Origin of the sequence: Microbacterium sp. OR21 (assembly GCF_047306785.1) — a bacterium.
GTDB classification, from domain to species: Bacteria; Actinomycetota; Actinomycetes; order Actinomycetales; family Microbacteriaceae; genus Microbacterium; species Microbacterium esteraromaticum_E.
Map to the genome: position 1 here is coordinate 309,395 of NZ_JAZEXJ010000001.1, position 25,025 is coordinate 334,419.

Annotated in this window: 23 protein-coding genes; 14 read left to right on the top strand and 9 right to left on the bottom strand. The window is 69.5% G+C overall.

The genetic code is table 11. From position 1 onward, the window contains the following. The first annotated feature begins 13 nt into the window (after nt 1-13). A complete protein-coding gene (locus tag V2S04_RS01475) occupies nt 14-997 on the top strand; it encodes a DnaJ C-terminal domain-containing protein (protein WP_413636756.1) in 984 nt (327 codons plus the stop codon). Between the two features lie 2 nt (nt 998-999). After that, nucleotides 1,000-1,461 (top strand): heat shock protein transcriptional repressor HspR, encoded by a 462-nt coding sequence (locus V2S04_RS01480; RefSeq protein ID WP_413636757.1) that lies wholly within the window; start codon nt 1,000-1,002, stop codon nt 1,459-1,461. 32 nt (nt 1,462-1,493) lie between these two features. On the opposite strand, the gene V2S04_RS01485 is transcribed toward V2S04_RS01480, so the two are convergent. The 7 genes from V2S04_RS01485 to V2S04_RS01515 are packed head-to-tail and all read right to left on the bottom strand — an operon-like array spanning nt 1,494 to nt 9,720. Continuing rightward, the gene (locus V2S04_RS01485; protein ID WP_413636758.1) at nt 1,494-2,432 is read right to left on the bottom strand and encodes a hypothetical protein; all 939 of its coding nucleotides are present in this window, start codon (nt 2,430-2,432) and stop codon (nt 1,494-1,496) included. A gap of 16 nt (nt 2,433-2,448) precedes the next feature. Beyond that, a complete protein-coding gene (locus V2S04_RS01490) occupies nt 2,449-3,264 on the bottom strand; it encodes an SDR family NAD(P)-dependent oxidoreductase (protein WP_413636759.1) in 816 nt (271 codons plus the stop codon). Between the two features lie 5 nt (nt 3,265-3,269). Continuing rightward, a complete protein-coding gene (locus V2S04_RS01495) occupies nt 3,270-4,997 on the bottom strand; it encodes an ABC transporter substrate-binding protein (protein ID WP_413636760.1) in 1,728 nt (575 codons plus the stop codon). Between the two features lie 28 nt (nt 4,998-5,025). Beyond that, on the bottom strand, nt 5,026-6,147 hold the full coding sequence (locus V2S04_RS01500) for a class II histone deacetylase (RefSeq protein ID WP_413636761.1): 1,122 nt from the start codon (nt 6,145-6,147) through the stop codon (nt 5,026-5,028). Nucleotides 6,148-6,156: 9 nt separating this feature from the next. After that, nucleotides 6,157-7,221: an ABC transporter permease gene (locus tag V2S04_RS01505; protein WP_413636762.1), complete on the bottom strand. Its 1,065-nt coding sequence runs from the start codon at nt 7,219-7,221 to the stop codon at nt 6,157-6,159. Beyond that, a complete protein-coding gene (locus tag V2S04_RS01510) occupies nt 7,218-8,765 on the bottom strand; it encodes an ATP-binding cassette domain-containing protein (protein ID WP_413636763.1) in 1,548 nt (515 codons plus the stop codon). Before V2S04_RS01510 ends, V2S04_RS01505 begins: the two co-directional genes overlap by 4 nt. Further along, the gene (locus tag V2S04_RS01515) at nt 8,746-9,720 is read right to left on the bottom strand and encodes a sugar ABC transporter substrate-binding protein (protein WP_413636764.1); all 975 of its coding nucleotides are present in this window, start codon (nt 9,718-9,720) and stop codon (nt 8,746-8,748) included. The genes V2S04_RS01510 and V2S04_RS01515 overlap by 20 nt, the downstream gene beginning before the upstream one ends. A 241-nt stretch (nt 9,721-9,961) precedes the next feature. Between V2S04_RS01515 and V2S04_RS01520 the strand changes: the two genes are divergently transcribed. From V2S04_RS01520 to V2S04_RS01530, 3 genes are read left to right on the top strand one after another with little or no spacing between them, the layout of a single operon-like run. Continuing rightward, the gene (locus V2S04_RS01520) at nt 9,962-10,801 is read left to right on the top strand and encodes a polysaccharide deacetylase family protein (RefSeq protein ID WP_413636765.1); all 840 of its coding nucleotides are present in this window, start codon (nt 9,962-9,964) and stop codon (nt 10,799-10,801) included. Beyond that, complete coding sequence (locus V2S04_RS01525) at nt 10,798-11,922, top strand: C45 family autoproteolytic acyltransferase/hydolase (RefSeq protein ID WP_413636766.1); 1,125 nt, start codon at nt 10,798-10,800, stop codon at nt 11,920-11,922. Before V2S04_RS01520 ends, V2S04_RS01525 begins: the two co-directional genes overlap by 4 nt. Next, nucleotides 11,919-12,668 (top strand): SDR family NAD(P)-dependent oxidoreductase, encoded by a 750-nt coding sequence (locus V2S04_RS01530; RefSeq protein ID WP_413636767.1) that lies wholly within the window; start codon nt 11,919-11,921, stop codon nt 12,666-12,668. The genes V2S04_RS01525 and V2S04_RS01530 overlap by 4 nt, the downstream gene beginning before the upstream one ends. Before the next feature lie 9 nt (nt 12,669-12,677). Here V2S04_RS01530 and mgtE read toward each other — a convergent pair whose 3' ends face one another. Beyond that, on the bottom strand, nt 12,678-14,036 hold the full coding sequence (mgtE, locus tag V2S04_RS01535; protein WP_413636768.1) for a magnesium transporter: 1,359 nt from the start codon (nt 14,034-14,036) through the stop codon (nt 12,678-12,680). Nucleotides 14,037-14,295: 259 nt separating this feature from the next. Between mgtE and V2S04_RS01540 the strand changes: the two genes are divergently transcribed. The 9 genes from V2S04_RS01540 to V2S04_RS01580 all read left to right on the top strand — a co-directional run bounded on the left by V2S04_RS01540 (nt 14,296) and on the right by V2S04_RS01580 (nt 24,006). Next, nucleotides 14,296-14,955, top strand: a complete 660-nt coding sequence (locus V2S04_RS01540) for a GntR family transcriptional regulator (RefSeq protein ID WP_413637274.1) — start codon at nt 14,296-14,298, stop codon at nt 14,953-14,955. 109 nt (nt 14,956-15,064) lie between these two features. Next, nucleotides 15,065-16,030, top strand: coding sequence for a tripartite tricarboxylate transporter substrate binding protein (locus V2S04_RS01545; RefSeq protein WP_413636769.1), 966 nt, complete (start codon nt 15,065-15,067; stop codon nt 16,028-16,030). Between the two features lie 59 nt (nt 16,031-16,089). Continuing rightward, on the top strand, nt 16,090-16,617 hold the full coding sequence (locus V2S04_RS01550; RefSeq protein WP_413636770.1) for a tripartite tricarboxylate transporter TctB family protein: 528 nt from the start codon (nt 16,090-16,092) through the stop codon (nt 16,615-16,617). Next, nucleotides 16,614-18,263 carry a tripartite tricarboxylate transporter permease gene (locus V2S04_RS01555; RefSeq protein ID WP_413636771.1) on the top strand — a complete coding sequence of 550 codons (1,650 nt, stop codon included), beginning with the start codon at nt 16,614-16,616 and terminating at the stop codon, nt 18,261-18,263. Before V2S04_RS01550 ends, V2S04_RS01555 begins: the two co-directional genes overlap by 4 nt. After that, nucleotides 18,260-19,129 carry a dihydrodipicolinate synthase family protein gene (locus V2S04_RS01560; RefSeq protein ID WP_413636772.1) on the top strand — a complete coding sequence of 290 codons (870 nt, stop codon included), beginning with the start codon at nt 18,260-18,262 and terminating at the stop codon, nt 19,127-19,129. The genes V2S04_RS01555 and V2S04_RS01560 overlap by 4 nt, the downstream gene beginning before the upstream one ends. A gap of 61 nt (nt 19,130-19,190) precedes the next feature. After that, entirely contained in the window at nt 19,191-20,168 is a 978-nt protein-coding gene (locus V2S04_RS01565) for a LacI family DNA-binding transcriptional regulator (protein WP_413636773.1), read from the top strand. A 111-nt stretch (nt 20,169-20,279) separates the two neighbouring features. Beyond that, entirely contained in the window at nt 20,280-21,767 is a 1,488-nt protein-coding gene (locus V2S04_RS01570) for an FGGY-family carbohydrate kinase (protein ID WP_413636774.1), read from the top strand. A gap of 24 nt (nt 21,768-21,791) precedes the next feature. Next, the gene (locus tag V2S04_RS01575; protein WP_413636775.1) at nt 21,792-23,423 is read left to right on the top strand and encodes a fucose isomerase; all 1,632 of its coding nucleotides are present in this window, start codon (nt 21,792-21,794) and stop codon (nt 23,421-23,423) included. Nucleotides 23,424-23,529: 106 nt separating this feature from the next. Then, nucleotides 23,530-24,006: a hypothetical protein gene (locus tag V2S04_RS01580; protein WP_413636776.1), complete on the top strand. Its 477-nt coding sequence runs from the start codon at nt 23,530-23,532 to the stop codon at nt 24,004-24,006. Between the two features lie 69 nt (nt 24,007-24,075). Here the strand turns inward: V2S04_RS01580 and V2S04_RS01585 are convergent, their stop codons facing one another. After that, complete coding sequence (locus V2S04_RS01585) at nt 24,076-24,984, bottom strand: LysR family transcriptional regulator (RefSeq protein WP_413636777.1); 909 nt, start codon at nt 24,982-24,984, stop codon at nt 24,076-24,078. Nucleotides 24,985-25,025: the final 41 nt, after the last annotated feature.

The window sequence follows — 25,025 nt, forward strand, 5'->3', positions numbered from 1 at the left end:
GAGCAGGTGATCGATGGCTAGCCAGGACTGGTTCGACAAGGACTTCTACAAGACGCTGGGCGTCTCGAAGGACGTCTCCGATGCCGATCTCAAGAAGACGTATCGCAAGCTCGCCCGCAAGTATCACCCCGACTCCAACCAGGGTGATGCGGCGGCCGAGGCGAAGTTCAAGGAGATCAGCGAGGCGTACAGCGTGCTCAGCGACGCCGAGCAGCGTCGCGAGTACGACGAGATCCGCGCCATGGGGTCGGGTGCGCGCTTCACGGCGCCCGGCGCCGGCGGTGCAGGCGGCTTCGAAGACGTCTTCAGCCGGTTCGGGCAGGGCGGTCGGGGCGGTCAGCCCGACTTCGACGACATCTTCTCGATGTTCTCGCAGGGCGGCGGGTCGTTCGGCTCCGGCCGCTTCGGCCAGCCTGCCGGCGGGTACCGCGGATTCGGCGGCCCGCAGAAGGGCGCCGATCTGACCGCCACCACCACCCTCGACTTCGTCACGGCGGTGCAGGGCGACACGATCACCCTGCAGGCCGGCGACGGCAAGCCGTTCAAGGTGAAGGTGCCCGCGGGCGTGAAGGACGGGCAGAAGATCCGTCTGCGCGGCCGCGGGCGCCCGTCGCCGGACGGAGGCGAGCCGGGTGACATCGTCGTGCAGGTGAAGGTGCGCCCGCATCCGGTCTTCACCCGCGATGGACTGAATCTGCGACTCACGGTGCCGGTGACGTTCACCGAGGCGACGCTCGGTGCGACCATCGAGGTGCCCACACTCGGCGGCGACGTGGTCAAGCTCCGCGTCGCTCCAGGCACCCCGTCCGGGCGCGTGCTGCGCGTCAAGGGGCGCGGCGTGAAGAGCTCGAAGGGCACCGGCGACCTGCTCGCCGAGCTCCAGGTCGTGGTGCCCTCGCACCTCGACAACGCCGCCAGGGAGGCGCTCGAGCGCTTCCAGGAGCTCGGCTCCAAGGAGAACCCGCGGGCAGAGCTGATGGCCAAGGCGAAGGCCTGACCATGGATGTCGATTCGCCCGTCTTCGCGATCGCGGTCGCCGCGGAGCTGGCCGGGATGCACCCTCAGACCCTGCGGCAGTACGACCGCATCGGCCTGGTGGTGCCCGGTCGCACCCGCGGCGGCTCGCGGCGCTACTCGATGCGCGACATCGAGCAGCTCCGCGAGGTCGCCCAGCTCTCGAGCGAGGGGATGAGCCTGCCGGCCATCGCCCGCCTGCTCGATCTGGAGGACGAGGTGCGGATGCTGCGCCGCCGCGTCACCGAGCTGGAGGGCTCGCTGCGTGCCGAGCGCGAGAACCGTCCCGGCGTGCGCGTGTTCGCCGCCGGGGCATCCGGCCAGGTGTTCACCGTGGGAACCACGCGCCGCATCCGCCGCTCCACCGAGGTGGTGCTGTGGCGGCCGCGGGCGGCATCGGGCGAAGCGGGCGAAGACGACACCGCGTCGCCCGAGCGCGCCGGCTGAGTCCGTCGTCCTCGGGGTGAGGGGCAGCTCGGTCACGCCGGGTCGGGATCGAGATCCGCGGATGGGTCTTCGCGATGGGCCGATGCGCTGTGAGGGGCGGATCGCCGAACGCGGGAGAACGAGCCGTCGACGATCAGGCTGACCACCCACGCGAGACCCACAGCCGCGGGAATGAACGCGGTCGCCCGGTCGTCCAGGATGCCAACGATTCCGAAGGCGGCCAGTGCGATGATGCCGGCGGCCGAGATCGCGAGCCACGCCCTGGGGTGCCGGGAGCGGAAGGTCGAGGGTGCGGGCTTCGCGTCGGTTACCGTCTGCCGCCAGTCCGCATCGGCCAGCGCCTGGTTCACACCTGCGCTGAGCATCTCACGCGCCGTGCGCGGCTCGATCCGCTCGAGCTGCTCCGTGCCTGGGGCATCCGACAGCACGCGGAGCCACTCGCGCGGCATGTCGAGGATGCTCATCAGCTCATCCAGGACCTCGGGACGCGGCGTCCGGCGAAATAGCGCACGCAGCTCGGGCGCTCGCGACCGCGCGACGCGGAAGCGCGCGATCCACGGCGCCGTATCGTTCTCTGGCGCGGTCATCTCGTTGAGTCTGGCCGCCAGAGTCGAACCGTCAGCGGTCTGACCGGGCTTACTGGGATCCACCAGTATCCACCGTGTGCTCCACGTGGCGATCGTGGCGCGTCCGCGTCGCATGAATGCCGCCGCGGATTCCTCGCCGGCCCGCCACACCGCGATGCCGTCCTTCGTGGCCCAGACACCGAGCTCGAATGCCTCGCCGATGAGCTGCGGATCAGCGGGCGTGATCGCGCGGCCGAGCGCGCCCGCGTCCGCGGCCTCGAAGGCCATTCCGAAGTGCGCGCCGACCAGCGCCAGTACGTCGGGATCCTCCCGGGTCGTCCACGCGATCGCCGTGACCGCTTGCACCGCCCAGTAGGAGGGAGCGGTGGACGATGACGGCTGCATTCACACAGCGAAGAACCTAGGCGAAACTGACTCCGCCATTCACCGCGATCCGGACTCCGGTCACGTACGCGCTGTCCGTGGAGGCGAGCCAGCTCACCGCGCCGGCGATGTCCTCCGCCGTGCCGTGACGGCGTAGCGGGACCTGCGCGCGCAGCTGGGTGAAGCGCTCCTCGACCGCGATCCCCAGGCGGCTCGCCTGCAACGCGACTTCGGCACGGTGCATCTCGGTGAGGATGTAGCCCGGTGCGATGGAATTGCAGGTGATGCCGGCCGGCCCCAGCTCGATGGCGAGGATGCGGGTGAGCGCGTGGATCGCCCCCTTGCTCAGCGTGTAGTCGGTGCCGCCCTCCGCCGGGTCGTCGGCGAACAGCGAGCCGATGTTCACGATGCGGGCGCGCTCCGAGCGCTGCAGGTGAGGAAGCGCGAGCTGCACGAAGGCGGCGACCGAGACGGTGTTGATCTCGAGCGTCGTGCGCAGGTGGGCGAGATCCAGAGACCCGATCCGCTCGCCGAACCCGCCGATGCCCGCGTTGTTGACCAGGACGTCGACGACCCCGTGCGCCGCGGCGACCGCCTCGATCAGTCGCGCACGGTCGGCGGCATCCGTCACGTCGCCAACGACGACCGTGGCGCGACCCGCCGCTTCGGCCGCTGCGAAGCGCGTCTTCAGCGCCGCGTCCCTGTCGAACACACCCACGGCGAAGCCGTCGGCCAGCAGCCGCTCGGCGATCGCCAGCCCGATTCCGGCTGCGGCGCCGGTGACGACGGCCACCGGGCGCGACGCGTCAAGCCCCTCGTCGGATGAGTCGCTTCTCCGTCCGTCCGTGCGCATCGCCGTCACCACGGCAGGCGGCAGTTCTTCATCGAGCCGAACAGGTCGGGGCTGAGTACCACCGACCGACCGGCGTGGATCTGCGAGGTCAGGAGCGGCAGCCCGAGCGTCGGGTCGTTGGTCTCTTCGGGATAGCTGAGGGGCGTCTGCGTATGCCCGCCGAAGAAGTAGGTGCCGTTGAGACCGCGGTACATGGTGCTGCGGAGGACCTTCGCCGCCTCCTCGGGGTCGAGCTCGCCGGCCTGCCGCCAGCTCCACGCCAGCAGCTGCACCTGATCGAAGGCGGCGCTCGCCTGCGCGGGGCCGGGCTCGGTGCCGTAGCGCAGGGCGTAGTCGCGGCGGAAGCGCTGAGACATCGCCGACTCGGTCAGGGTCGTCGACGAACTCCAGATCACCCCGTCGGCATGCGCGCCGAGCTCCTGCAGGAAGCCCGGCTGCGAGGCGGTGTACACGTGATAGGTCAGCCCGGTGTATCCCGTGCGCACGAGCTCGCGCTGCAGGGCGATCACCTCGTCGAGTGAGAAGTGCGAGACGAGCAGCAGCGAGATGCCGGCGGCGATGATGCCGGCCACCTCCTGCTGCCAGTCGACGCTCTCGACCGGCACGCGACGGCGCAGCCGCGCATCCCAGCCGTGCGCCTCGGCGGCGGCGAGCACGCCTTCGTCGGCGACCGTGGCGCTCGGCACGTCCATCTCGACGACGCCCAGCACCCGATCGACTCTCTCCATCGCCCGCTCGGCGCTGAGATCGCGCAGGAACCGAGTGAACGCGAGCGAGTACGTGTGCTCCGACGGGCAGGTCTGGAACACGATGCCGTACCGGAAGGGATCATCGGTGACCAGCTGCGCATGCTTCTGATAAGTGTCCAGGTGCAGGAAGGGGCGGCCGAAGTCGGCCGCCATGTCGAGGAGGAACCTGTTCTCGGCGCTGACATAGCTGCAGGCGATCGCGTCGACTCCGGCATCGACGAGCTGCCCCATCGCCTTGCGGACCGTGTGCGCATCACTGAGATCGGCGCTCGCGGTCACGCTCTGCAGCTGACGGCCGAGCACGCCGCCCGCGGCGTTGATCGTTTGGACGGCCAGGTCCACGCCGCACAGGTGCTCCACGGCGTCGCCGAGCGAGTACCCCTGCAGCCCGGCGATCGTTCCGATCCGGATGGGGCGTGTCGCCGAGGACTGGGCCGGAACCCCGACGACGATCGGGTCGGTGCCGTGGTCGAGCGACTCCGCAAGCGCTTCGATGGCGATGGCCCCGACCGCGACGAGATCCTGCACGCTGCCCTGGATGGGCAGCGCGATGAGCGATCCGTCGACCGCGATCGCCGCCAGGCCCGCGCGATTCCGGATGCCGAGCTTGCGCATGATCCGTTCGACCTGGGTCGACACCGTGCGCGGGCTCGTGCCGAAGCGGTCGGCGATCTGCTGATTGCCCAGGCCCGCCGCGATGAGCGTGATGATCTGGATCTCGCGCTTCGTGATGCCGCTGGGGAACTCGGCGGCCGAGATGCTGACCACTGCACGCTCGGCGCCCCTCGCGCCGACCCGGGTGCGCTCGAGCGAGACCGACTGCCAGCGCGAGCCCTTCACGAAGTAGAACTGCAGCGCTCGCCGGTTCATCAGCAGGAAGGCGCGCGAGTACGCGATCAGCTTTCCGGGCGGACGCTCTCCGCGCAGCACTCTGACGTCGCCGGAGTACTCCACGACGAACTCGTGCTCGGTCCCCGCCTGCATCCGACCTCCTTCCGATCCCGTGATGCGGCTACGCGGGGACCGGAGCCGGCACGCGCTCCACAAGCGCTGCGGCGGCCTCGATGGCCTCGCGCTGCCACGGCTGGATCGCCAGCTGCGGATACGAGCGCATGAAGACGAGATACGGGTCCTCGACGCCCGACGGAATACCGCTCAGCTCTTCGAGCACCGCCATGCCGCAGAACGGCACGTACTCGGCAGAGTACCCGCCCTCATGGGAGAACACGATCCGTCCAGCGGTGAGGCGTTCGGCGGCCCGGACCATCTCGCGGGAGAGCGCGCGGAAGCCTTCGCTCGTGACCACCATGCGCCCCAGCGGGTCGGTCGCGGACGCATCCATGCCGCTTCCGACGATGATGAAGTCGGGACGGAACCGATCGAGCGCGGGGATCACGACCTGCCGGAGCGCGGTCAGGTATCCCTCATCGCCAGTGCCTGCAGGCAGGGGTATGTTGATCGAGGTGCCCTCGGCGCCGGGCCCGCCGTTCTCGCTGCGGAAGCCCGAATCGACCGGGTAGAGCTGCTCCTGGTGCAGGGAGATCGTGAGCACAGACGGGTCGTCCCAGAAGGCGGCCTGGGTTCCGTTGCCGTGGTGCACGTCCCAGTCGACGATCGCGATGCGCTCGACACCGAATTCGCTCTGGGCGACCCGGGCGGCGATCGATGTGTTGGCGAAGATGCAGTATCCGCGCCCCCGATCCGGTTCGGCATGGTGGCCTGCGGGCCGCACGAGCGCGTACGCGTTGTCGACCTCGCCCGAGAGCACGGCGCGCACGGCACGGACCGCGGCGCCCGCTGCGAGGCGTGCGATGGGCACGCCTCGCGGGCCGAACACCGCCGATTCGCCGGCATCGCCCCCGGTCGCGTTCAGCGCCTCGACGCGATCCAGGTACTCCTGCGTGTGCACGCGCAGGATCTCGTCGTCGGTCGCGGTCGACGGGCGCAGCGCGATGAGCTGCTCGTCGTACCCGCTCGCCTGCACGAGCGAGGCGAAGCGCCCCTTCGTGGCGGGATGATCGAACGACTGCCCCGGCTGCACATGCCCGCCGGGGGCAAAGAAGCCGGAGCCGTTGCCGGTGTTGTGCCAGTTGAACGACTCGTGCCAGATCCAGCCGGTTCTCTTCACGCTCACTTCTGCCTCCTACGCTCGTGTCGGTTCGGGTCGGTTCAGCTCGGATGCCCCGTTGTCGGCCTCGGCATCGAGAGACGCGAGCGCCTGGCGGCCTCGGCGTGCCCAGGCGCGCTTGACGATCTTCTGGATGGATTCGTCCAGCGACACGGCCAGCACCAGGGTCAGGCCGACGATGACAGTCTGCAGGAACGGCGAGGCCTGCATGAACACGAGACCGTTGCGGAGCACGCCGTAGAACAGCAGGCCGGCGATCACTCCGCTGAAGCGACCGGCGCCGCCCGCGAACGCGATGCCGCCCAGCAGCACGACCGTCAGCGCGTTCATCTCCATGCTCACACCCAGCGCGGGGCTGATCGACTGCATCTTCGCGCCCAGCATGATGCCGGCGACGGCCGAGAGCAAGCCGATCGCGACGTACAGGCCGAAGCGGGTGCGCACGACATCGAGGCCCATCATGTGGGCGGCCCGCGGGTTGCCGCCGATGGCGTAGATCGCGCGTCCGACGCGATGGCGCGACAGCAGGTACCACCCGAGCAGGGCGACGACGAGGAGCAGGAGGAGGCGGAACGGCACCGGGCCGATCGCCAGCGAGCCGAGTGTGCGGAAGGCCTCGGGCAGGTCCGCCCGCGGGATGGTTCGTCCGCCGCTGAGCAGCATCGCGAGCCCGCCCCAGACGCTGAGGAACCCGAGGGTGATCACGATCGGGTTGAAGCCGAGATACGCCACGAGCACGCCGTTGATCGCGCCGGCGATGAGACCGAAGCCGAGTCCGGCGAGCAGTCCTATCGGCATGGAGCCCGTCTGTGCCATGGTGAGGCCGGCGATGACGGCAGATGCGGAGGCGATCGAGCCGACGGACAGGTCGACGACGCCCGCGATCAGCAGCATCGCGAGGGGAATGGCGATGAGTCCGAGTTCTGCGACCTGCTGCAGGATGTTGAGCCCGTTGTTCACGGACAGGAAGTTCCGGTTGACGGAGGAGAAGAACACGATGAGCAGGATCAGGGCGATGAACACGCCGTTCTTGGCGAGCTCGGCCTTCAGGTCCCATCGCTTCGGGGTGAGTCGCTTCATGAGGCCGTGCCTTTCGCTTGTCTCTCGGCGAGGCCCAGCAGCGAGGCGAGAAGAGCGCCGCTGAAGTCCTCACCGCGTTCGATCGTGGTGAAGTGGGTGTCTGCGATCACGACCGCACGATCGCAGAGGAGGTCGATCTCATCGGATTCGGATGAGGCGACGAGAACCGTCGTGCCCTGCTGGGCGATGGCGTGCACTGCGCGCGCGATGTCCTTGCGGGCGCCCACGTCGACCCCCTGGGTAGGCTGGGCGAGCAGCAGCAGTCGCGGGCGGCGCACAGACGCCCAGCGGGCGATGAGGTGCTTCTGGCGATTGCCTCCGCTGAACTCGTCGATCGGCGCGGTGCCGCCCGGTCCGACCACCTGGAAGTCCGCTCGCGCGGCCGCGTACTCGGCCTCGCCGGTGCGCCCGCCGATCCAGGCGCCTCGACCGCGCATCCGGGAGTACCACGGGAGGAACACGCTGTCGATCGCCCGCTGGCCGGTGATGAGGCCGTCGCGCTCGCGGTCTCCGGGTACGAGATGCACGCCGCGGGCCACCGCCGCGGACGGCGAGGCCACCGCGATCTCGGTGCCGTCGAGGGTGAAACGGTAGCGCCCGTGCAGGCCGAACAGGCTCTCGAGGATCTCGAACTGGCGACCGGCTGCCATGCCGAACAGGCCGAGCACCTCGCCCTCGCCGACCGTCACCCCGGTGAAGGTGCCGCTCAGTTCGAGCGTCGTCCTCGCCGGCGACGAGTTCCGCCGGGCCGTGCCGGCATCGTCGGCGAGCTCCGGTGCGAGCGCTCGGGCCAGTGCCGCGCCGTCGTAGAGGGCGGCCCGGCCGTCCTCCTGCACCCGGCCCGCGCGCAGGATGACGATGCGCTCGCAGACGTCGAGGATGTCGGGCAGCCGGTGCGAGACGTAGATGACCGCTACGCCGTCGGCCGCCAGCTGCCGGATCAGGGCATGCAGAGCGTCGGTCTCGGCCCGGCCGAGGGCCGCCGTCGGTTCGTCGAGCAGCAGCACGCGCATGTCGCCGCGGACGATGCCGCGGGCGAGATCCACGAGCTGGCGCTCACCCAGGCCGAGAGCGGCGACCGCCTCATGCAGGTCGAGATCCGCTCCCACGCGCGCGAGCGCCGCCCTGGCCTGGGCCTCGCCGCGACCCCGCTCGATGAGGTGCTCCTGGCCGAGGAAGATGTTGTCGAGCACCGACAGGTTGTGCGCGAGGGCGGGCTCCTGGTGGATCACGGCGATCCCGCAGTCGGCCATCTCGCGCGGCGTGGGTCGTGGGCCCACCTCTTCGCCTGCGACCCGGATGCTGCCGGCGGTGGCGCGCAGCGCCCCCGAGACGACGTTGAACAGCGTCGACTTGCCGGCGCCGTTGTGGCCGAGGAGCCCGACGATCTCGCCCGGTGCGAAGGCGAGACTGACGTCGTGCAGTGCGCGGGTGGCGCCGAAGTCGACGCCGACGCGTTCGAGCTCGAGCGGCGGAGCGGGCGGTGACATCCGCTCGGCGAGAGCCACCCGCCCGCCGTCGGGGCTACTGGACGATGTAATCATCGGCGTTCTCCGGGGTGACCCTGATGGACTCGACGGTGATCGTCTCGAGCTTCTCGCCCTCGGCCGCGCCGAAGACGAGGTCGAGGATGTGATCCGACAGCATCTTCGCCGGCAGGATGTAGCCCAGGCGCCAGATGGAGTCCTTCTCCTTGATGATGCCGAGCGATTCGTTGGTCGCGTCGAGCGCCCCCAGCAGGTAGGAGTCGTCGTCCGGCGCGACACCCGAGTCGAGCAGGGCGCGGTAGGCGCCGATCATTGAGTCGGATCCGACTGAGAGCCACACCTTCGTGTCCGGGTTGGCGGCGAGCTGGCTGTTGGCGCCGTCCATGCCGTCCTGAATCGTCAGCGCCGAGGACTCTGCGATCTCGACGTTCGCTCCGGCCTTCTTCAGTCCGTCCTTCACGCCGTTCGAACGGTCGATTCCGAGGTCGTTTTCGTAGTAGCTGAACAGGAAGACGGGCACCTTCTCGTCGCCGTACTTGTCGACGATCCACTTGCCGGCCTCTTCGCCGAGGGTCAGCCCGTCCTTGTAGTTGTCGATCAGCAGCGACGCCTCCGTGCCGTCCCACTCGGTCGAGTAGCCGAGCACGGGGATGCCGGCAGCAGTCGCCTGATCGGTGACGGCCTGAACCGAGTCGACCTGCACGGGGTTGCCGAACAGTGCCTTCAGATCGCCGCGCTGCACCCAGGACTCCCAGCTCTGCACCTGGTTCTGGATGTTCCACTGCGGGTCGTCCGAGAGCATCTCGTAGCCCGCGTCCTCGATCTTCGGCTTCATGTAGTCGAGCATGTCGACCCAGATCTGGATGTCGAGCCCGGGGAAGCTCACCGCGATGGCTCCCTTGTCGGCATCCGCACTGCCCGTATCTCCGGCGGACGCACTGCATCCCGTGAGCAGCGTGCCGAGGCTGAGTGCGCTGAGAAGCGCGACACCGATGAGACGTGTGTTCTTCATGATTGTCCTCCATGACTGCCCGCTCGACGTTGATGGGCAGGCTCACGTTACCGACGGTCAGAAGGGGCTGTCGTGCGTAGAACTACGTATAAAGAGCTCGAACCTGCGAAATCCGGCGTTCGCATGGAATACGGGAAAATACGCATGTGCTCTGATCTGTCCGCATCCAATAATCGAGAGGTCCGGGGGGTCGACACCCGCGCCGGCAGATGATGATCGCGGATGCAGGAGGAGACTGCCGATGACGTACTTCGCCTGGCCGGAGGGGCACCGCTACGGCGCGACCGTGAGCTTCGACTTCGACGCCGAGTCGGTGTGGATCGGAGAGGATCCGCGCAACGCGGAGCGTCCCGGGGTTCTCTCGCAGGGGGCATACGGCCCCCGACGCGGGGTCCCCGAGCTGCTGCGAACGCTCGAGCGCCATGACATCCGCGCGACGTTCTACATCTGCGGCACCGATGCCGAGCGGCACCCGCGCAGCGTGCGCTCGATCGTCGAGGCCGGTCACGAGATCGCGCATCACGGGTACACCCACACCAACCCGACCGAGCTCTCCAGCGCCGAGCAGCGGGTGGAGATCGAACGGGGCCTGGCCGTGCTGCGCGAGTTCGGCGAGGTGACGGGCTACCGTTCGCCGTCGTGGGAGCTGACGGCCGTCACCCGCGAGCTGCTGCGGGAGCACGGCTTCACCTACGCATCCAATCGGCTCGACGACATCTTCCCGTACCTCGATGCGGACGGCATGGCGGAACTGCCCGTCTCGTGGATTCTCGACGATGCACCGCATTTCTGGTTCGCCAACGACACGTGGAACAAGACGATCCGCTCGACACGAGAGGTGCTCGATGTCTGGCTGCCCGAGATCGACGGCATCGCTGCGCGCGGCGCACATGTCATGCTGACGATGCATCCCATGCTCATCGGCAGGCCGTCCAGGCTCGACATGCTCGACACCGTGCTCGCGCACCTGCGTGACACCGGCGCCTGGTTCGGAACGTCGCAGCAGGTCGCCGAGCTCGTGCGATCGGGTGCGCTGACCGAGGATGGGCCGGAGCTGACCGAAGGAGCACGAGTGCGATGACAGCAGCATCCGGGTATCCGCGCATCCGCGTCTCGGGCGATCCCTACGAGCGCGGCCTGCAGTACGGCACGCTGGCGCGCCGGCAGGTGCGCAACGGACGCGACGGCTACGAGCGCAACTTCGCCGGCAACGGCATCGACTGGGCGGGCGCATGCGCTCTCGCCGAGAGGTACGCCGGTCCGATCCGCCGGCACTTCCCCCAGATCTGGCGCGAGCTCGAAGGCATCGCCGCAGGTTCCGGCCTCGACGTCGCCGACGTGCTCGCGATGAACTGCCGCACCGAGATCATGTGGGAGCGGGCCAACCGCGCCGCGAGCGAAGCCGGAATCAGGGGCGAGTGCACGTCGTTCGGCCTCGCACCCGACCGCACCGCGATCGGGCGCACGCTGATCGGGCAGAACTGGGACTGGCTGGTGCACTCCTTCGACAGCGTCGTCGTGCTCGAAGTCGAGCGCGAAGACGAGCCGAACTACGTCACGATCGTCGAAGCGGGTCTGCTCGCCAAGTTCTCGCTGAACGCGCACGGTCTCGCGGTCGGCGTGAACACTCTCGCGACCACCGCCGACATCGATACGCGCGGCATCCCGTTCCATGTGCTCCTGCGCGCGCTCGTCGACTGCCGCACCACGTACGACGCGGTCGAACTGCTCGCAGGCGTCCCGCGCGCGGCGTCGGGGAACTTCCTCGTCGGCACCCCCGACGGCGCGATCCTCGACATCGAGTGCGAGCCGGGCTGCGTCGAGGGCGTGCACGTGCTGCCCGCCTTCGGTGGACAGGTCGCGCACGCGAATCACTTCCTCAGCCGCACCGTCGCATCCGACCTGGCCCTGACGCAGCTGTCGGACTCGTATGTGCGTCAGCAGCGCATGACCGATCTGCTCGCCGCTCGGGCGGAGCACACGCAGGACTCCCTGCACGCCATCCTCACCGACCACGTCGGATCACCGGGATCGATCTGCTGCCACCCGGACTCGCGAACCCCCGAGGCGAAGCAGTGGGCGAGCATCTGCTCGATCGTGATCGACCCGGCGGAACGCGAGGTCTGGCTGTGTGAAGGCATCCCCTGCCGCACCGAACGGCGACGCATCAGCTGCGCCGAACTGCTGAGCGGCGAGCGGTGACCGGTCGGGTCATCGCGGTCACAGGCGGCGGATCGGGCATCGGCGCCGCCGTCGTGCGCCTGCTCCTCGACCGCGGCGATGCCGTCATCGACCTCGACCTCGCCCACCCGAGCGAAGAGACCCTCGCGGAGGGCGCCCCGGGGGCAGAGCGCGTGCACCGTGCGCGCTGCGACGTGTCCGACGTCGAATCGCTCGCCGCCGCGCTCGACGCGGGCATCGCGCGGTTCGAGGGCAGGTTCGACGGTCTCGTGCACTGCGCCGGCATCTACCTGAAATCGCCGACCGAGGATGTCGACCTGCGCACCTGGAACCGCGTGCTCGACATCAACCTCGGCGGCTCCTTCGCGGCGGCATCCCTCGCCGGCAACCGGCTGATCGCCGCGGGCCGCCCGGGTAGCATCGTGCTTGTCAGCTCGACCGCGGCCTTCCTCGGTGACCGCGCGGAGCCCAGCGCCGGCTATGCGGCGAGCAAGGGCGGCGTGGTCTCGCTCGGGCGGCAGCTCGCCGTCGAGTGGGGGCATCGCGGCATCCGCACCAACGTCGTCGTGCCGGGGGTCATCGAAACGCCCATGACGACGGTCATCGAGCATCCCGAGGCCTTCGCGCAGGTGCTCGCGAGCATTCCGCTGGGGCGTCTCGGTTCGGCCGATGAGGTGGCGCAGGTATGCGTGTTCCTGGGCTCCCCCGAAGCCGGCTTCGTCAACGGAGCGGTCGTGCCCGTCGACGGAGGGCAGCTCGTCAGCTGACCCGAACGCTCAGATCCCCAGCACGGCTCGCGCGATGAGGAAGTAGATGATCAGGCCCGTCGCGTCGACGAAGGTCGTGATGAACGGGTTCGAGAACACCGCCGGGTCGACCCTGATGGCGCGGGCGGCCAGCGGCATGATGCCGCCGATCGTCGCGGCCACGGTGCACACCGCCAGCAGCGTCAGCCCGATCACCAGCCCGATGTGCCAGTCGTACACGAGTCCGGCGATGCCGAAGCCCAGCATCCCGAGCAGCATCCCGAGACTGAACCCGACCCGGATCTCGCGCGAGAGCACCTTGCGCACATCGCGCGGGGCGACCTCGCCGAGCGCCAGCGAGCGGGTCACCGTCGTCGCCGCCTGATTGCCTGTGTTGCCGCCGGTGCCGATCAGCAGCGGCACGAACAGCGCGAGCACCGTCATCTGCGCGAGCGTCGCCTCGAAGTGGTCGAGCACCTGCACGGTCAGCGTCGCCCCGACGGCGAGCACGAGCAGCCACACGACCCGCGAGCGCACCAGGCGCGTGATCGGAGTCGACAGGTACGGCCGGCGCAGCGGCTCGACACCGCCCTGGCGGGCGGCATCCTCGCTCTCCTCCTCCTTCAGGATGCGGGCGGCGTCGTCGATCGTGAGGATGCCGACCAGGCGCTCCTCGCTGTCGACGATCGGCAGCGCCAGTAGCCCGAAGTCGGTCATCCGCCGCGCCGAGACCTCGGCATCCTCCGTGACGTCCGCGACGAGCGCGTCGCGCATGAGATCGCCGACACGCACATCGTCGTCGGCCGCGAGCAGGTCGCGCAGGCTCACCACGCCGACCACCCGCCGGCCGGCGTCGGTGACCGGCACCGTGTACACCGTCTCGGCGCTGTCGAGCGCGCCTCGGACCCGCGCGAACGCCTCGCCGACGGTGCTGTCGGAATGCGTGGTCACGAACTCGGGGCTCATCCGGCGACCGATCGACGCCTGCGGGTAGCCGAGCATGCCCGCGGTCAGTCCGCGCTCCTGCCGGGTCAGCCCGCGCAGCAGCTTCGGCGCCACGGATGCCGGCAGCTCGTCGAGCAGCCACACCCGGTCGTCGGGATCCATCTCGGCGAACAGCGCCGCGACCTCGACGTTGCGCAGCGCGCCGACGAGCTCGCCGCGCGCACCGGGCGAGAGCGCTTCGAAGACCTCGAGCGCCCTGCCCTTCGCGAGCAGGCGGTAGACGATCGCGGCATGCTCGATGCTGAGGCGGTCGAACAGCTCGACGACCTCGGGCACGGCGAGCGGGGTGAGCAGCTCGGAGGCGCCGGCGAGATCGCCGGCGCCGATGAGCTCGGAGACGGCGTCAGCCGACTCGGAGATGTGCTGAAGCTGGGTGGGAGTCATGGGCGCGCCTTCGAAAGGCACCGCGAAGGGATGTAGCCGTTGCGTGGCGCGCGTCGCAGAGACGCCGCATCACGGCTCAGTCGAGCGGTGCGGAAGCGGGCGGGGAAACGTGTCTGAGACTGTGACTGTCACTCGACATGATGAACCACCTCACTTCCTGGTGCTCGCTGGGCGTACAAGACGATCCTACGTGACGGGGTGGACGAACGCCGAGAGGTTGTAACCTGTCAACAGTCGACATGGGGGAGCAACCGTGACAATGACCGTCAAGCGGGCCGAGTCGCTCGGAGCGCAGCTCGCGAACGTGCTGCGTCAGCGCATCGTACGCGGCGAGCTCGCGCCGGGGGAGCGCATCACCGAGGAGGCGCTCGCCGAGGAGTTCGAGGTCAGCCGGGGTCCCGTCCGCGACGCACTGACCCAGCTGAGCTTCGAGAAGCTCGTGCGCATCCAGCGCCCGCGAGGAGTGTTCGTCGTCGGGCTCACCCGCGACGATGTCGACGAGCTGTACAGTCTGCGGGGGGCGCTCGAGCAGCTGGCGCTCTCGCGCGCGATCCGGGTCGAGGACGACACGCGCTGGCAGGTGATGGCGGATGCCGTGCGACGCATGGCCGAGGCGGCGGATGCCGGAGACCACTCCGCGTTCGTCGTCGCCGACCTCGACTTCCACTCGCAGATCTACGCCCTCGCCGACCATCCGCGCCTGGAGGGCGCCTGGCGGCAGTATCTGCCCACCTTCACCGCGCTGCTCGACGTCACGATCAACCACGACGCAGACCTGCATGACTCCGCCCACGACCACGTCGTGCTCATGGAGGTCATGCGCAGCGGCGATGCCGCCCGTGCCGCCGACGTGCTGACCGCGCATCTCGACGGCGCACGCGACCGGATGCTCAGCGAACTGGTCCAGCAGACGTCCTGACTCGACCGCGTCTGCCGGGCGAGCCACGCGGTAAATGTTGACTGTTAACAGTGAACACTGTTAGGCTCGGGCCGTCGACAACACGGTCGACCAGCACCGAGGAGCAAAGATGCCCCGCATCCGCATGTCCCGAGCGGCCGCAGCCATCGCCGCCGTCGCCGCAACCGCGCTCGTCCTGGCCGGCTGCACCAAGGTCGAAGAGGGAGGTGCCGAGTCGGCCTTCCCCGAGAAGGACATCCGCCTGATCATCCAGGCGAACCCGGGCGGCGGCTCCGACCTGTCGTCGCGTGCCCTGGCGACCGAGCTCGAGAAGATCCTCGACGTCAGCGTCATCCCCGAGAACATGCCCGGCGCCGCGGGCGCCCTGGCCATGGAGTACGTCGGAAGCCAGAAGGCCGACGGCTACGTGATCGGTTTCGCGCCCGTCGAGATCGCGATGCTGAACACCACGCAGGGCGCGAAGGTCATGCCTGAGAACTACGACCTGCTCGGGCAGATCATGCTCGCACCCGGTGTGATCACCGTCGGCGCGAACAGCGGCATCGACTCGCTCGAGGCGCTCATCGCGAAGGCTCAGGCGGGCGCCGTCACGGTCGCCAACTCCGGCGCCGGCTCGATCTGGGAGGCGGCGACCATCGGGCTCGCCGATGCGGCAGACGCGCAGTTCTCCCCGGTCCCGTACGACGGCGGGGCGACCGCTGTCGGCGCTGCGGCGTCGGGCGAGACCGTGGCCGCCGTGTCGGGTCTTGGCGAGGCTCTCGCGCAGGGCGACGCCGTGAAGATCCTCGCCGTCATGAACGACGAGCGTCACCCCGACGCGCCCGACGTGCCGACCGTCTCGGAGGCGATCGGCGAGGACGTGGAGTTCGGCGGCTGGGGCGGCATCTACGCTCCCAAGGGCCTTCCTGACGACGTCAAGGAGACGCTCGAGTCCGCTGTGAAGGAAGCGGTCGAGTCCGACTCCTACCAGAAGTTCCAGAAGGACGCCGGCAACCTCGTGGTGTACCGCGACTCGGCCGAGTGGACCTCGTTCGTGAACGACCAGTTCGATCTGTTCAAGGATCTGCTGGGCTGAGGGGGACCGGAGGCCGGGTCCCGCGACCCGGCCTCTGCCGCTCTCGAGAGGACGCACACATGTCGATCGTCGACACCACCACCCAGGACGAGTATCAGGATGCGATGCCTTCGCGCCGGCTCGAACTGACCTTCGCCGTCGTCGCGCTCGCCGTCGCGGCCGGCTACCTCATGCTCGCCCTGCAGGTCCCGCTGCGCCGAGCGGCTGCGGCCGGTCAGATGGACGCGCGGTTCTGGCCCACCGTCCTCGGTGCCTCCGCGGTCGCCGTGGCCGTCGTCCTGCTCGTCGTCGCCATCACCCGACCTGCGCCCACCCGCGAGGACGTCGAGCGCATTCAGCCCGGGGGCGTGCTGCGCGTGATCGCCACGCTCGGGATCGTGGTCGCGTTCGTCGCGCTGTGGTCGCTCGGCGCCGTCATCCTGTTCGGCTACCGCATCGAGGTCTTCCCGGTGGCGGCCGGTCTGCTCATGGCATCCCTCATGCTCGTCTACGGCCACCGCCGCTGGCTGAGCCTCCTGATCTACTCCGTCGCCGTGACCGCGTTCGTCTACGTCGTGTTCGGCATGCTCCTGAGGATCCCGCTGTGAACCCCTTCATCGAGGGAGTGAGCTCCCTGCTGGACATCTCGATGCTGCTGTACATGGGCATCGGCCTCGTGCTCGGCTTCATGGTCGGCGCCTTCCCCGGCATCACCGCGACCATGGCCGTCGCGCTCGCCGCCGGGTTCACCATGACGCTCGAGCCGGTTCAGGGCCTCGCGGTGCTGCTCACGATCTACGTGGCGGCGAACTTCGGTGACCGCGTGCCGTCGATCCTCATCAACACCCCCGGCACCCCGGCATCCATCGCAACGACGCTCGACGGCTACCCGATGGCCAAGCAGGGCAGGGCGGGACTCGCGCTGACCATCTCGGCGATCGTGTCGGCAGTGGGCATCCTCGCCTCGCTCGTGCTCTTCTCGGTGGCCGCCGTGCCGATCGCGAACTTCGCCCGCGACTACTTCAAATCGCCCGAGCTGTTCGCCCTCGTGGTCTTCGGCATCGCCATCATGATCGGGATCTCGTCGAAGTCGATGCTCAAGGGCGTTCTCGCCGGTCTCTTCGGGCTCATGCTGGGCACCGTCGGCACCTACGCCGCGACCGCCGATCAGCGCTTCACCTTCGGCTCGCTCGAGCTGGTCGAGGGTGTCAACTTCATCGCCGTCATCATCGGGCTCTTCGGCATCGCCGAGCTCTTCGATCAGCTGCTCACGCACCGCAAGAGCTCGGTGCGCCCCATCTCGAGCCTCGGGCGCTGGTGGCCCAACCGCGCCGAGCTGAAGCAGAGCGGTCGTGCCACGGCCGTCGGCGGCGCAGTCGGACTCGGCGTCGGGCTCATCCCCGCCGCCGGTGGCGACATCGCCGGCCTGATCGGCTGGGAGCGCGCCCGTAAGGCCTCCCGGCATCCGGAGGAGTTCGGCCGGGGGAGCATCGAGGGCGTCGCGGCATCCGACACCGCATCGAGCGCGACCCTCGGCGGCTCGCTGACCACGACCATGGCGCTCGGCATCCCCGGCGACTCGGTCATGGCCGTGATGATCGGCTCGATGATCATCTGGGGGATCACCCCCGGTCCCACGCTCTTCTCGAACCGCCCCGACCTCGTCGTCTCCATCGCGGGGATCATGCTCATCGCGACGCTGCTCTCGCTCGCACTCAGCCTGATCCGCATGAAGGGCATGGTCAAGCTGCTCGACGTGCCGCAGCCGTACCTGTGGAGCGGGATCCTGATCTTCTGCATCATCGGCACCTACGCCACCTCCAACAGCCTGTCGACCGTCGTCACGATGCTCGTCTTCGGCGTCGTGGGCGTGCTGCTCAAGCGCATGCAGGTTCCGGCCGGCCCGGTGGTGCTCGGACTGCTGCTGGGCCCCCTCGCCGAGGAGAATCTCGCGCGCACGCTGGCCATCCTGCCCAGCAAGCCGTTCTTCGAGGTGGTCAGCCCCGTCGCGATCCTGCTGCTGGTGCTCGCGGTGCTGTCGGTCGTGATGCCCGCCATCCGCGCCTCTCGCAAGCCCCGCGAGCGACGGGCCGCGATCGAGGACTCGGTGCTGCCCACCGACACCATCACGCAGATCGAGCACGCCCGTGAGCAGCTCGCGCAGAACCCGGAGCTGCTCACGTCGACCGTGCGCAGCATCGATGAGAAGGGCGCGCGCAGAGCGCGTCGCACCGAGAAGGAGAACGAGAAGTGACCCGCTACGACATCCTCACCGCGATCCCCACCGCCTTCGGGCGCGACGGATCGCTCGACCTGGAGGCGTCGCGCGCGATCTTCCGGTACGTGGGTCGCTCCGGCAACGAGGGCGCCTTCGTGCTCGGCACGACCGGCGAGTTCCCCGCTGTCGACGTCGACGAGTTCACCGCGCTCGTCTCCGCTGCGCTGGAGGAGCTGCAGGAGCACATGCGCGTGATCGTGCACGTCGGGCGCCCCAGCGCCTACGAGGCCGTCCGCCTCACGCGGATCGCGCGGGACCTCGGCGCGACCGAGTTCGCCGCGCTGACCCCGTACTACCTGCGCTCGTCGGATGATGCCGTGGTCGACTACTTCCGTCAGGTGTCGGATGCCGTGGGCGAGGGCCGCCTGTACGTGTACATCTATCCGGCGCGCAGCGGCAACCCGGTCACGCCCGAGCTGCTCGTGCGTCTCGCCGAGCTGCCGAACGTCGTGGGCGCCAAGGTCAGCGAGCTGTCGCTGGAGGAGCTGGCGGCGTACCGCGCCGCAGTGCCCGCCGACTTCGAGCTGTACACCGGCGCCGACAGAGACCTCATCGCCGCCGTCGAAGCGGGTGCCCAGGGCGTGGTGTCGGGTGTGTCGTCGGTCACGCCCAAGCCGTTCCGTGCGCTGGCGGACGCCGCTCGCTCCGGCGACCCGGCCGCCGTCGCCGCGGCGCAGGCCGCGGTCGACGAGGTCGTCGCCTGGATCGGCGGCGACATGGCCCGCATGAAGGAGGGCTACCGCGTGCTCGACGTCGCGGACGCCTACTGCCGGATGGCTCTCGACGAGCCGGATGCCGAGGCCAGGGCACGCGTGGCGGAGGTCGTGGCAGCGCACGCCTGATACTCTGACATCGGTTTCAGCGCCGTGCTGCGCGCTGAGGCGAAGCGTGCAGGGGGATCCGGTGGCCACCATCTACGACGTCGCGAGGCTCGCCGGCGTCTCGCCGGCGACGGTGTCGCGGGTCTTCAACGGCACGAGCGTGTCGGCGGAGAAGGTGGATGCCGTCCGCCGGGCGGCGACCGAGCTCAGCTTCACGCCGAACCGTGCGGCCCGCACGCTGCGCCGGCAGAGCTCGGAGGTGATCGCGCTCGTCATCCCCGACATCGAGAACCCGTACTTCACCGAGATGGCCCGCGGGGTCGAGGATGTGGCGAGCGAGGCCGGCTACTCGGTCGTGCTCTGCAACTCCGATTCGCAGATCGAGAAGGAGTCGACGTACCTGCGTATCGCGATGGCCGAGAACATGTCGGGCGTCATCGTGGCCGCGGCATCCGATCGCACGAACCTCGACGAGCTGCTCGCCAGCGGACGCCCGGTCGTGGCGGTCGACCGAGGCGCGGCGCACGACATCGACGCCGTCGTCATGGCCAACCGCGACGCGGGCAGGCAGGCGACCACTCACATGCTGAGATCGCACCGGCGCGTGGCGTACATCGGCGGGCCCGAGGACATCGAGACCGCGGCGGAGCGGGCCGAGGGCTGGCGACAGGCGCACCAGGATGCGGGCCTGCAGCCGCCGTCCGAGCTGCTGCGGTTCGCGACGTTCCGGGTCGACGGCGGGAGGGATGCGATGGAGGAGCTGCTCGCCCTCCCGGAGCCGCCCGACGCCGTGGTCGCGGGGAACAACCTCATCGGAGTCGGTGCGATCCAGGTGCTCACCGAGCACGACCTCACCCCTCCCAGGCTCGGCGTCGCGGTGATCGGCTCCCTGCCGTTCACGACGCTGTCACCATCGGTGGTCACCATCGTCCGCCTGCCCGCACGGCACATGGGCGTCACTGCCGCGCGGATGCTGCTCGAGCGGATCCGCGGCGACCGCCAGCCGGCGCGCACCGTAGTGCTGCGCAACGAGCTGCAGTCCGCGCGCCGCACGGATTGAATCGACAGCTGAGTCCAGCACTCGTGCGACTCCGTCGCCCGAGTTCGCTCTTGCGTCATGAAATCGATTTCGCGTAGGGTGTTGCGAGTACCAGCGATCAAGGAGGACGCCATGCGCTGCACCCTCGGGGTGGACGTCGGCACGTCGAGCACGAAAGGCGTGCTGGTCGACGTCGAAGGCTCGATCCTCGGCACGGCGACGCGTGCGCACGACGTCGACCGGCCGCACACCGGCTGGGTCGAGATGGACGGTCGGGTGTGGTGGCAGGAGTTCGTCGCGATCACCCGCGAACTCCTCTCCGCGCACCCCGACGCCGAGGTCGCCGCCGTCGGCGTGAGCGGCATGGGCCCGTGCATCCTGCTCGCCGACGAAAACGACGAGCCGGTGCGCCCGGCCATCCTGTACGGCGTCGACACGCGCGCCGCCGCGCAGATCGCGCGGATGACCGCCGAACTCGGCGACGGCGAGATCGCTCGGATCGGCGGTTCGGTACTCACCTCCCAGGCCGGGGGCCCGAAGATCGCGTGGGTCGCCGACGAGGAGCCGCAGCACTGGTCGCAGGCCGCGCGCCTGTTCATGCCTGCGTCCTGGCTCGCCCGCAAGCTCACCGGTGCCTACGTGCTCGATCACCAGTCGGCCAGCCAGGTCTCCCCGCTCTACGACATCGAGAATGAGAGGTGGCACGAACCGTGGTGGTCGCGGTTCGCCGCCCCGGTCGAGCCGCCTCCGCTGGCGTGGGCCGGCGATGTCGCTGGCGCTGTCACGGCTGTCGCGGCGGAGGTCACCGGCATCCCCGAGGGCGTGCCCGTGATCACGGGCACGATCGACGCGTGGACGGAGGCTGTCAGCGTCGGTGCTCACGGCGTGGGCGACCTGATGCTGATGTACGGCACGACGATGTTCCTCATCGCGACGGGTGCCGAGACGCTGCGCACCCCGTCGATGTGGACCACCGCCGGTGCCTTCCCCGGCACGAGGAACCTCGCCGGCGGCCTGTCGACCTCAGGCGCCCTCACCGCGTGGCTGAAGGATCTCACCGAGGCCGACTACACGCAGCTGCTCGCCGAGGCGGCCGAGTCGGGCGTCGGCGCGAGGGGACTGCTCATGCTGCCGTACTTCGCGGGCGAGCGCACCCCCATCCAGGACCCGGATGCCCGGGGCGTGATCGCCGGGCTCACCCTCCGCCACGGCCGCGGCGACCTGTACCGCGCCGCGCTCGAGGCCACGGCGCTCGGTGTGCGGCACAACATCGAGACCATGCGCCGTGCCGGCGCGGACATCCGGCGCATCGTCGCGGTCGGCGGGGGCACGCAGGGCCGCCTGTGGCTGCAGATCGTCTCGGACGTCACCGGCCTCGTGCAGGAGGTCCCGGCCACCACCATCGGCGCGAGCTACGGTGCCGCGTTCCTGGCGGCCTCCGCCGTCGGGGCTGACGGCCACGCGCCGCGGATCGAGCAGTGGAACCCGGTCGCCGAGCGGATCGAGCCCGATCCCGACGCTCGCACCGCGTACGACGCGCTGTACGACCGCTACCTGCGCCTCTACGCCGGCACGAAGGACGTCGTGCACGAACTCGCCGCCGAGCAGCGCGGCAGCTGAACCACTCACCAACGGAGAATCATCATGAGCTACACCCTCCCGACCCCCGTCGAGCGCCCACAGGCCGCCGAGAAGACGGCCTACCTCATCACCTCCGGTGACCTGCGCGAGTCGGCGAACATCGCCGGATGGCCGACCCAGGTCGAGCTCGAAGCCGGCGTCACCGGCGTGCTCGAGGATCTCGGCTGGAGCGTCATCCGCGCCTTCGACGTCGATCCCGCCACCGGACACGGCTTTATCTCCAGTCAGCGCATGGGCATGGAGGTGTTCAAGAACATCCCCTCCGAGGCGCCCCTCATCGTCGCCATCGCCAACTGGCAGTACTCCCATCACGTGCTCGCAGGGCTGCGCACCCACCAGGGCCCCATCCTCACCGTCGCGAACTTCGCCGGCGACTGGCCGGGCCTGGTCGGGCTGCTCGGACTCAACGCCGGGCTCACCAAGATGGGCAAGCCGTACGCCACGACCTGGTCGGTCGACTACACCGACGAGTGGTTCACGCAGGGCATCCGCGAATGGACCGAGACCGGACGCATCACGCACGACGACTCGCACGTCCGCCGGCTCCCGGCCCTGCCCGAGAGCCCCGAGAAGCAGCTCGGCGAGGCGCTGGCCGCAGAGCTGCTCGCCGACAAGGCGATCATCGGCGTGTTCGACGAGGGCTGCATGGGCATGTACAACGCCATCTTCGACGACGAGCTGCTCAATCAGACGGGCATCTACAAGGAGCGTCTGTCGCAGTCGGCGCTGTACGCCGAGATGCTCGAGGTGACCGACGCCGAGGCCGACGCCGCGTTCGACTGGCTGATCGAGCGCGGGATGACCTTCCGGTTCGGTGAGGATGCGGCGACCGAGCTCACCCGCGAGCAGGTGCAGTGGCAGCTGAAGATGTACATCGCCGCACTGCGGATCGCCGACGACTTCGGGCTCGATGCGGTCGGCATCCAGTACCAGCAGGGACTGAAGGACCTGGTGCCGGCATCGGACCTCGCCGAGGGCATCCTCAACTCCACCGAGCGGCCTCCGGTCACCTCGCGAGACGGCTCGCGGGTGCTGCACGAGGGGCGCGCGTTCCCGCACTTCAACGAGGCCGACGAGGGCGTCGCGGTCGACGCGCTCGTGACCGACCGGGTCTGGCGTGCCATGGGGCTGGTGCCCGACAACACCCTGCACGACGTGCGCTGGGGTGACGAGCACGACGGCGAGTTCGTCTGGGTGTACGAGATCTCGGGTTCGGTGCCCGCCTCGCACCTGGGCGGCTGGGACAAGGCGGAGGGATGGCGTCAGGGCCACGTGTTCTTCCCCGCGGGCGGCGCGACGATCAACGGCGTCTCCAAGCCCGGCGAGGTCGTGCTGAGCCGGGTGTTCATCGCCGACGGCATCCTGCAGGCCGACATCTTCCGCGCCACGGTGGTGTCGCTGCCGGACGACGAGACGCAGCGACGGAAGGAGGCCACCAACCCCGAGTGGCCGATCGCGCACGTGGTCCTGCACGGCCAGACGCGGGATCAGTTCATGGCTCGTCACAAGGCGAACCACGCCCAGCTGGTCTACGCGCCTGACGCCGAGACGGCCGACCGGGCGCTCGTCGCCAAGGCCGCGATGCTGCAGGGAATGGGCATCAGGGTGAACGTGGTGGGCGACGTGACGATCTGACCTGTCGTTCACCGGGTTCTCCGGCTTCGTGGCGGCGGATGCAATAGGGTTTCCTGGTCGGGGGGCTGCGCAAGGCGGGTCTTCGGCCTGTACCGGAGGAGAATTCATGCGCACCGCACCCAAGTCCGCTCTGTTCATCACCGCTCTCGCGCTCGCCGTCGGGCTCACCGGCTGCTCGGGCGCGCCGGCGTCCGACGGCGGCGACGGCCAGAAGGCCGACGACAAGCCGGCTGCCAGCAGCCAGAGCGTCGCGGACGCCTGCCAGCTGTTCGTCGACGAGGGCACCGAGATCAGCAACAAGGCCCAGGAGCTCTCGGCATCCGCCTCCACCGACCCCGAGGCCGCAGCCGCCGCCCTCGAGGACGTGCAGAAGGAGTTCGAGGCGCTCGGCGAGAAGATCACCAACGAGGAGATCTCGCCGGTCTACAACGAGTTCGTCAACGCGTACGGCGAGTTCTCGACCATCATCGGCGAGGTCTCGGCCGACCCGTCGAAGGCCAGCGAGGCCATGGAGAAGATGAGCGACACCGTCACCAAGGTGACCGACGCGAGCAAGAAGCTCGGCGAGGCCTGCCAGAGCTGAGCCCGCCAGCACTCCAGCCGAACGGCCCGTCTCCCGCACATGCGGGGACGGGCCGTTTCGGCATCCGGTTCAGCCCGCGACGGCGACGTCGACCAGCTCGCGGGCGAGGCCGTGCAGATCGCGCGCGCCGCCCTGCCATACCGCGGTGATCGGCCGGCGCAGCGGCACCGGTTCGAGCTCGAGGGCCCGCAGCCTCCCCAACGCGACATCGTCGGCGACCGCCAGCTCGCTGAGCACCGCCGGTGCGATCCCGGCGATCGCCGCCGATCGCACCGCGGCCTCGGTCGACAGCACGGATGCCGGCGGCTCGGCGGTGTAGCCGGCTGCACTGAGCACCTGGTCGAGGGCGGCACGCGTGCCGCTGCCCTGCTCACGCACGATGAGGGGCGTCGCGGCGACCTCGGCGAAGTCGACGCCGTCGCGGCTCGCCCACGGATGCTGCAGACCGACGGCGACGACCATCGAATCCCAGTGCACGACCCGCGAGCCCAGTCCGGTCGGCACGTACGGGCTCTCGATGAACCCCAGCGCGCACTCGCCCTCGTGCACCTTGCGGATCACCTCGTCGCTGTTCACCGTGTCGAAGACCACCGGCGACGGATGCTGGCCGAGCCCGATCTGCCTGCCATGCAGCGCCGCCACCCAGGCGGGCAGCAGATGCGCCGCGACCGTCTGGCTGACCGCCACCACGAGGTCGGTCGCGCTGTGCTGGCGCAGCGAGGCGACCGCCGCGTTGAAGCGGTCCATGGCGGCCAGCGCGTCGCGGGCCCACACGACGACCAGATCGCCCTGGGCGCTGAGCACGGTGCCGCGCGGAGAGCGCTGCAGCAGCTCGACGTCGAGCTCGCGCTCGAAGGCGCGCAGCCGTGCCGAGAGCGCCTGCTGAGTGAGGCCGAGGGTGCGCGCCGCGCGCGAGATGCTGCCGTCTGAGGCCACCTGCACCAGGGCCCGCAGCGGACGGACGTCGACGATCTGCATGGTCACAACTCCTCGTTGTAACCCTACAAGGATCCGCTGGC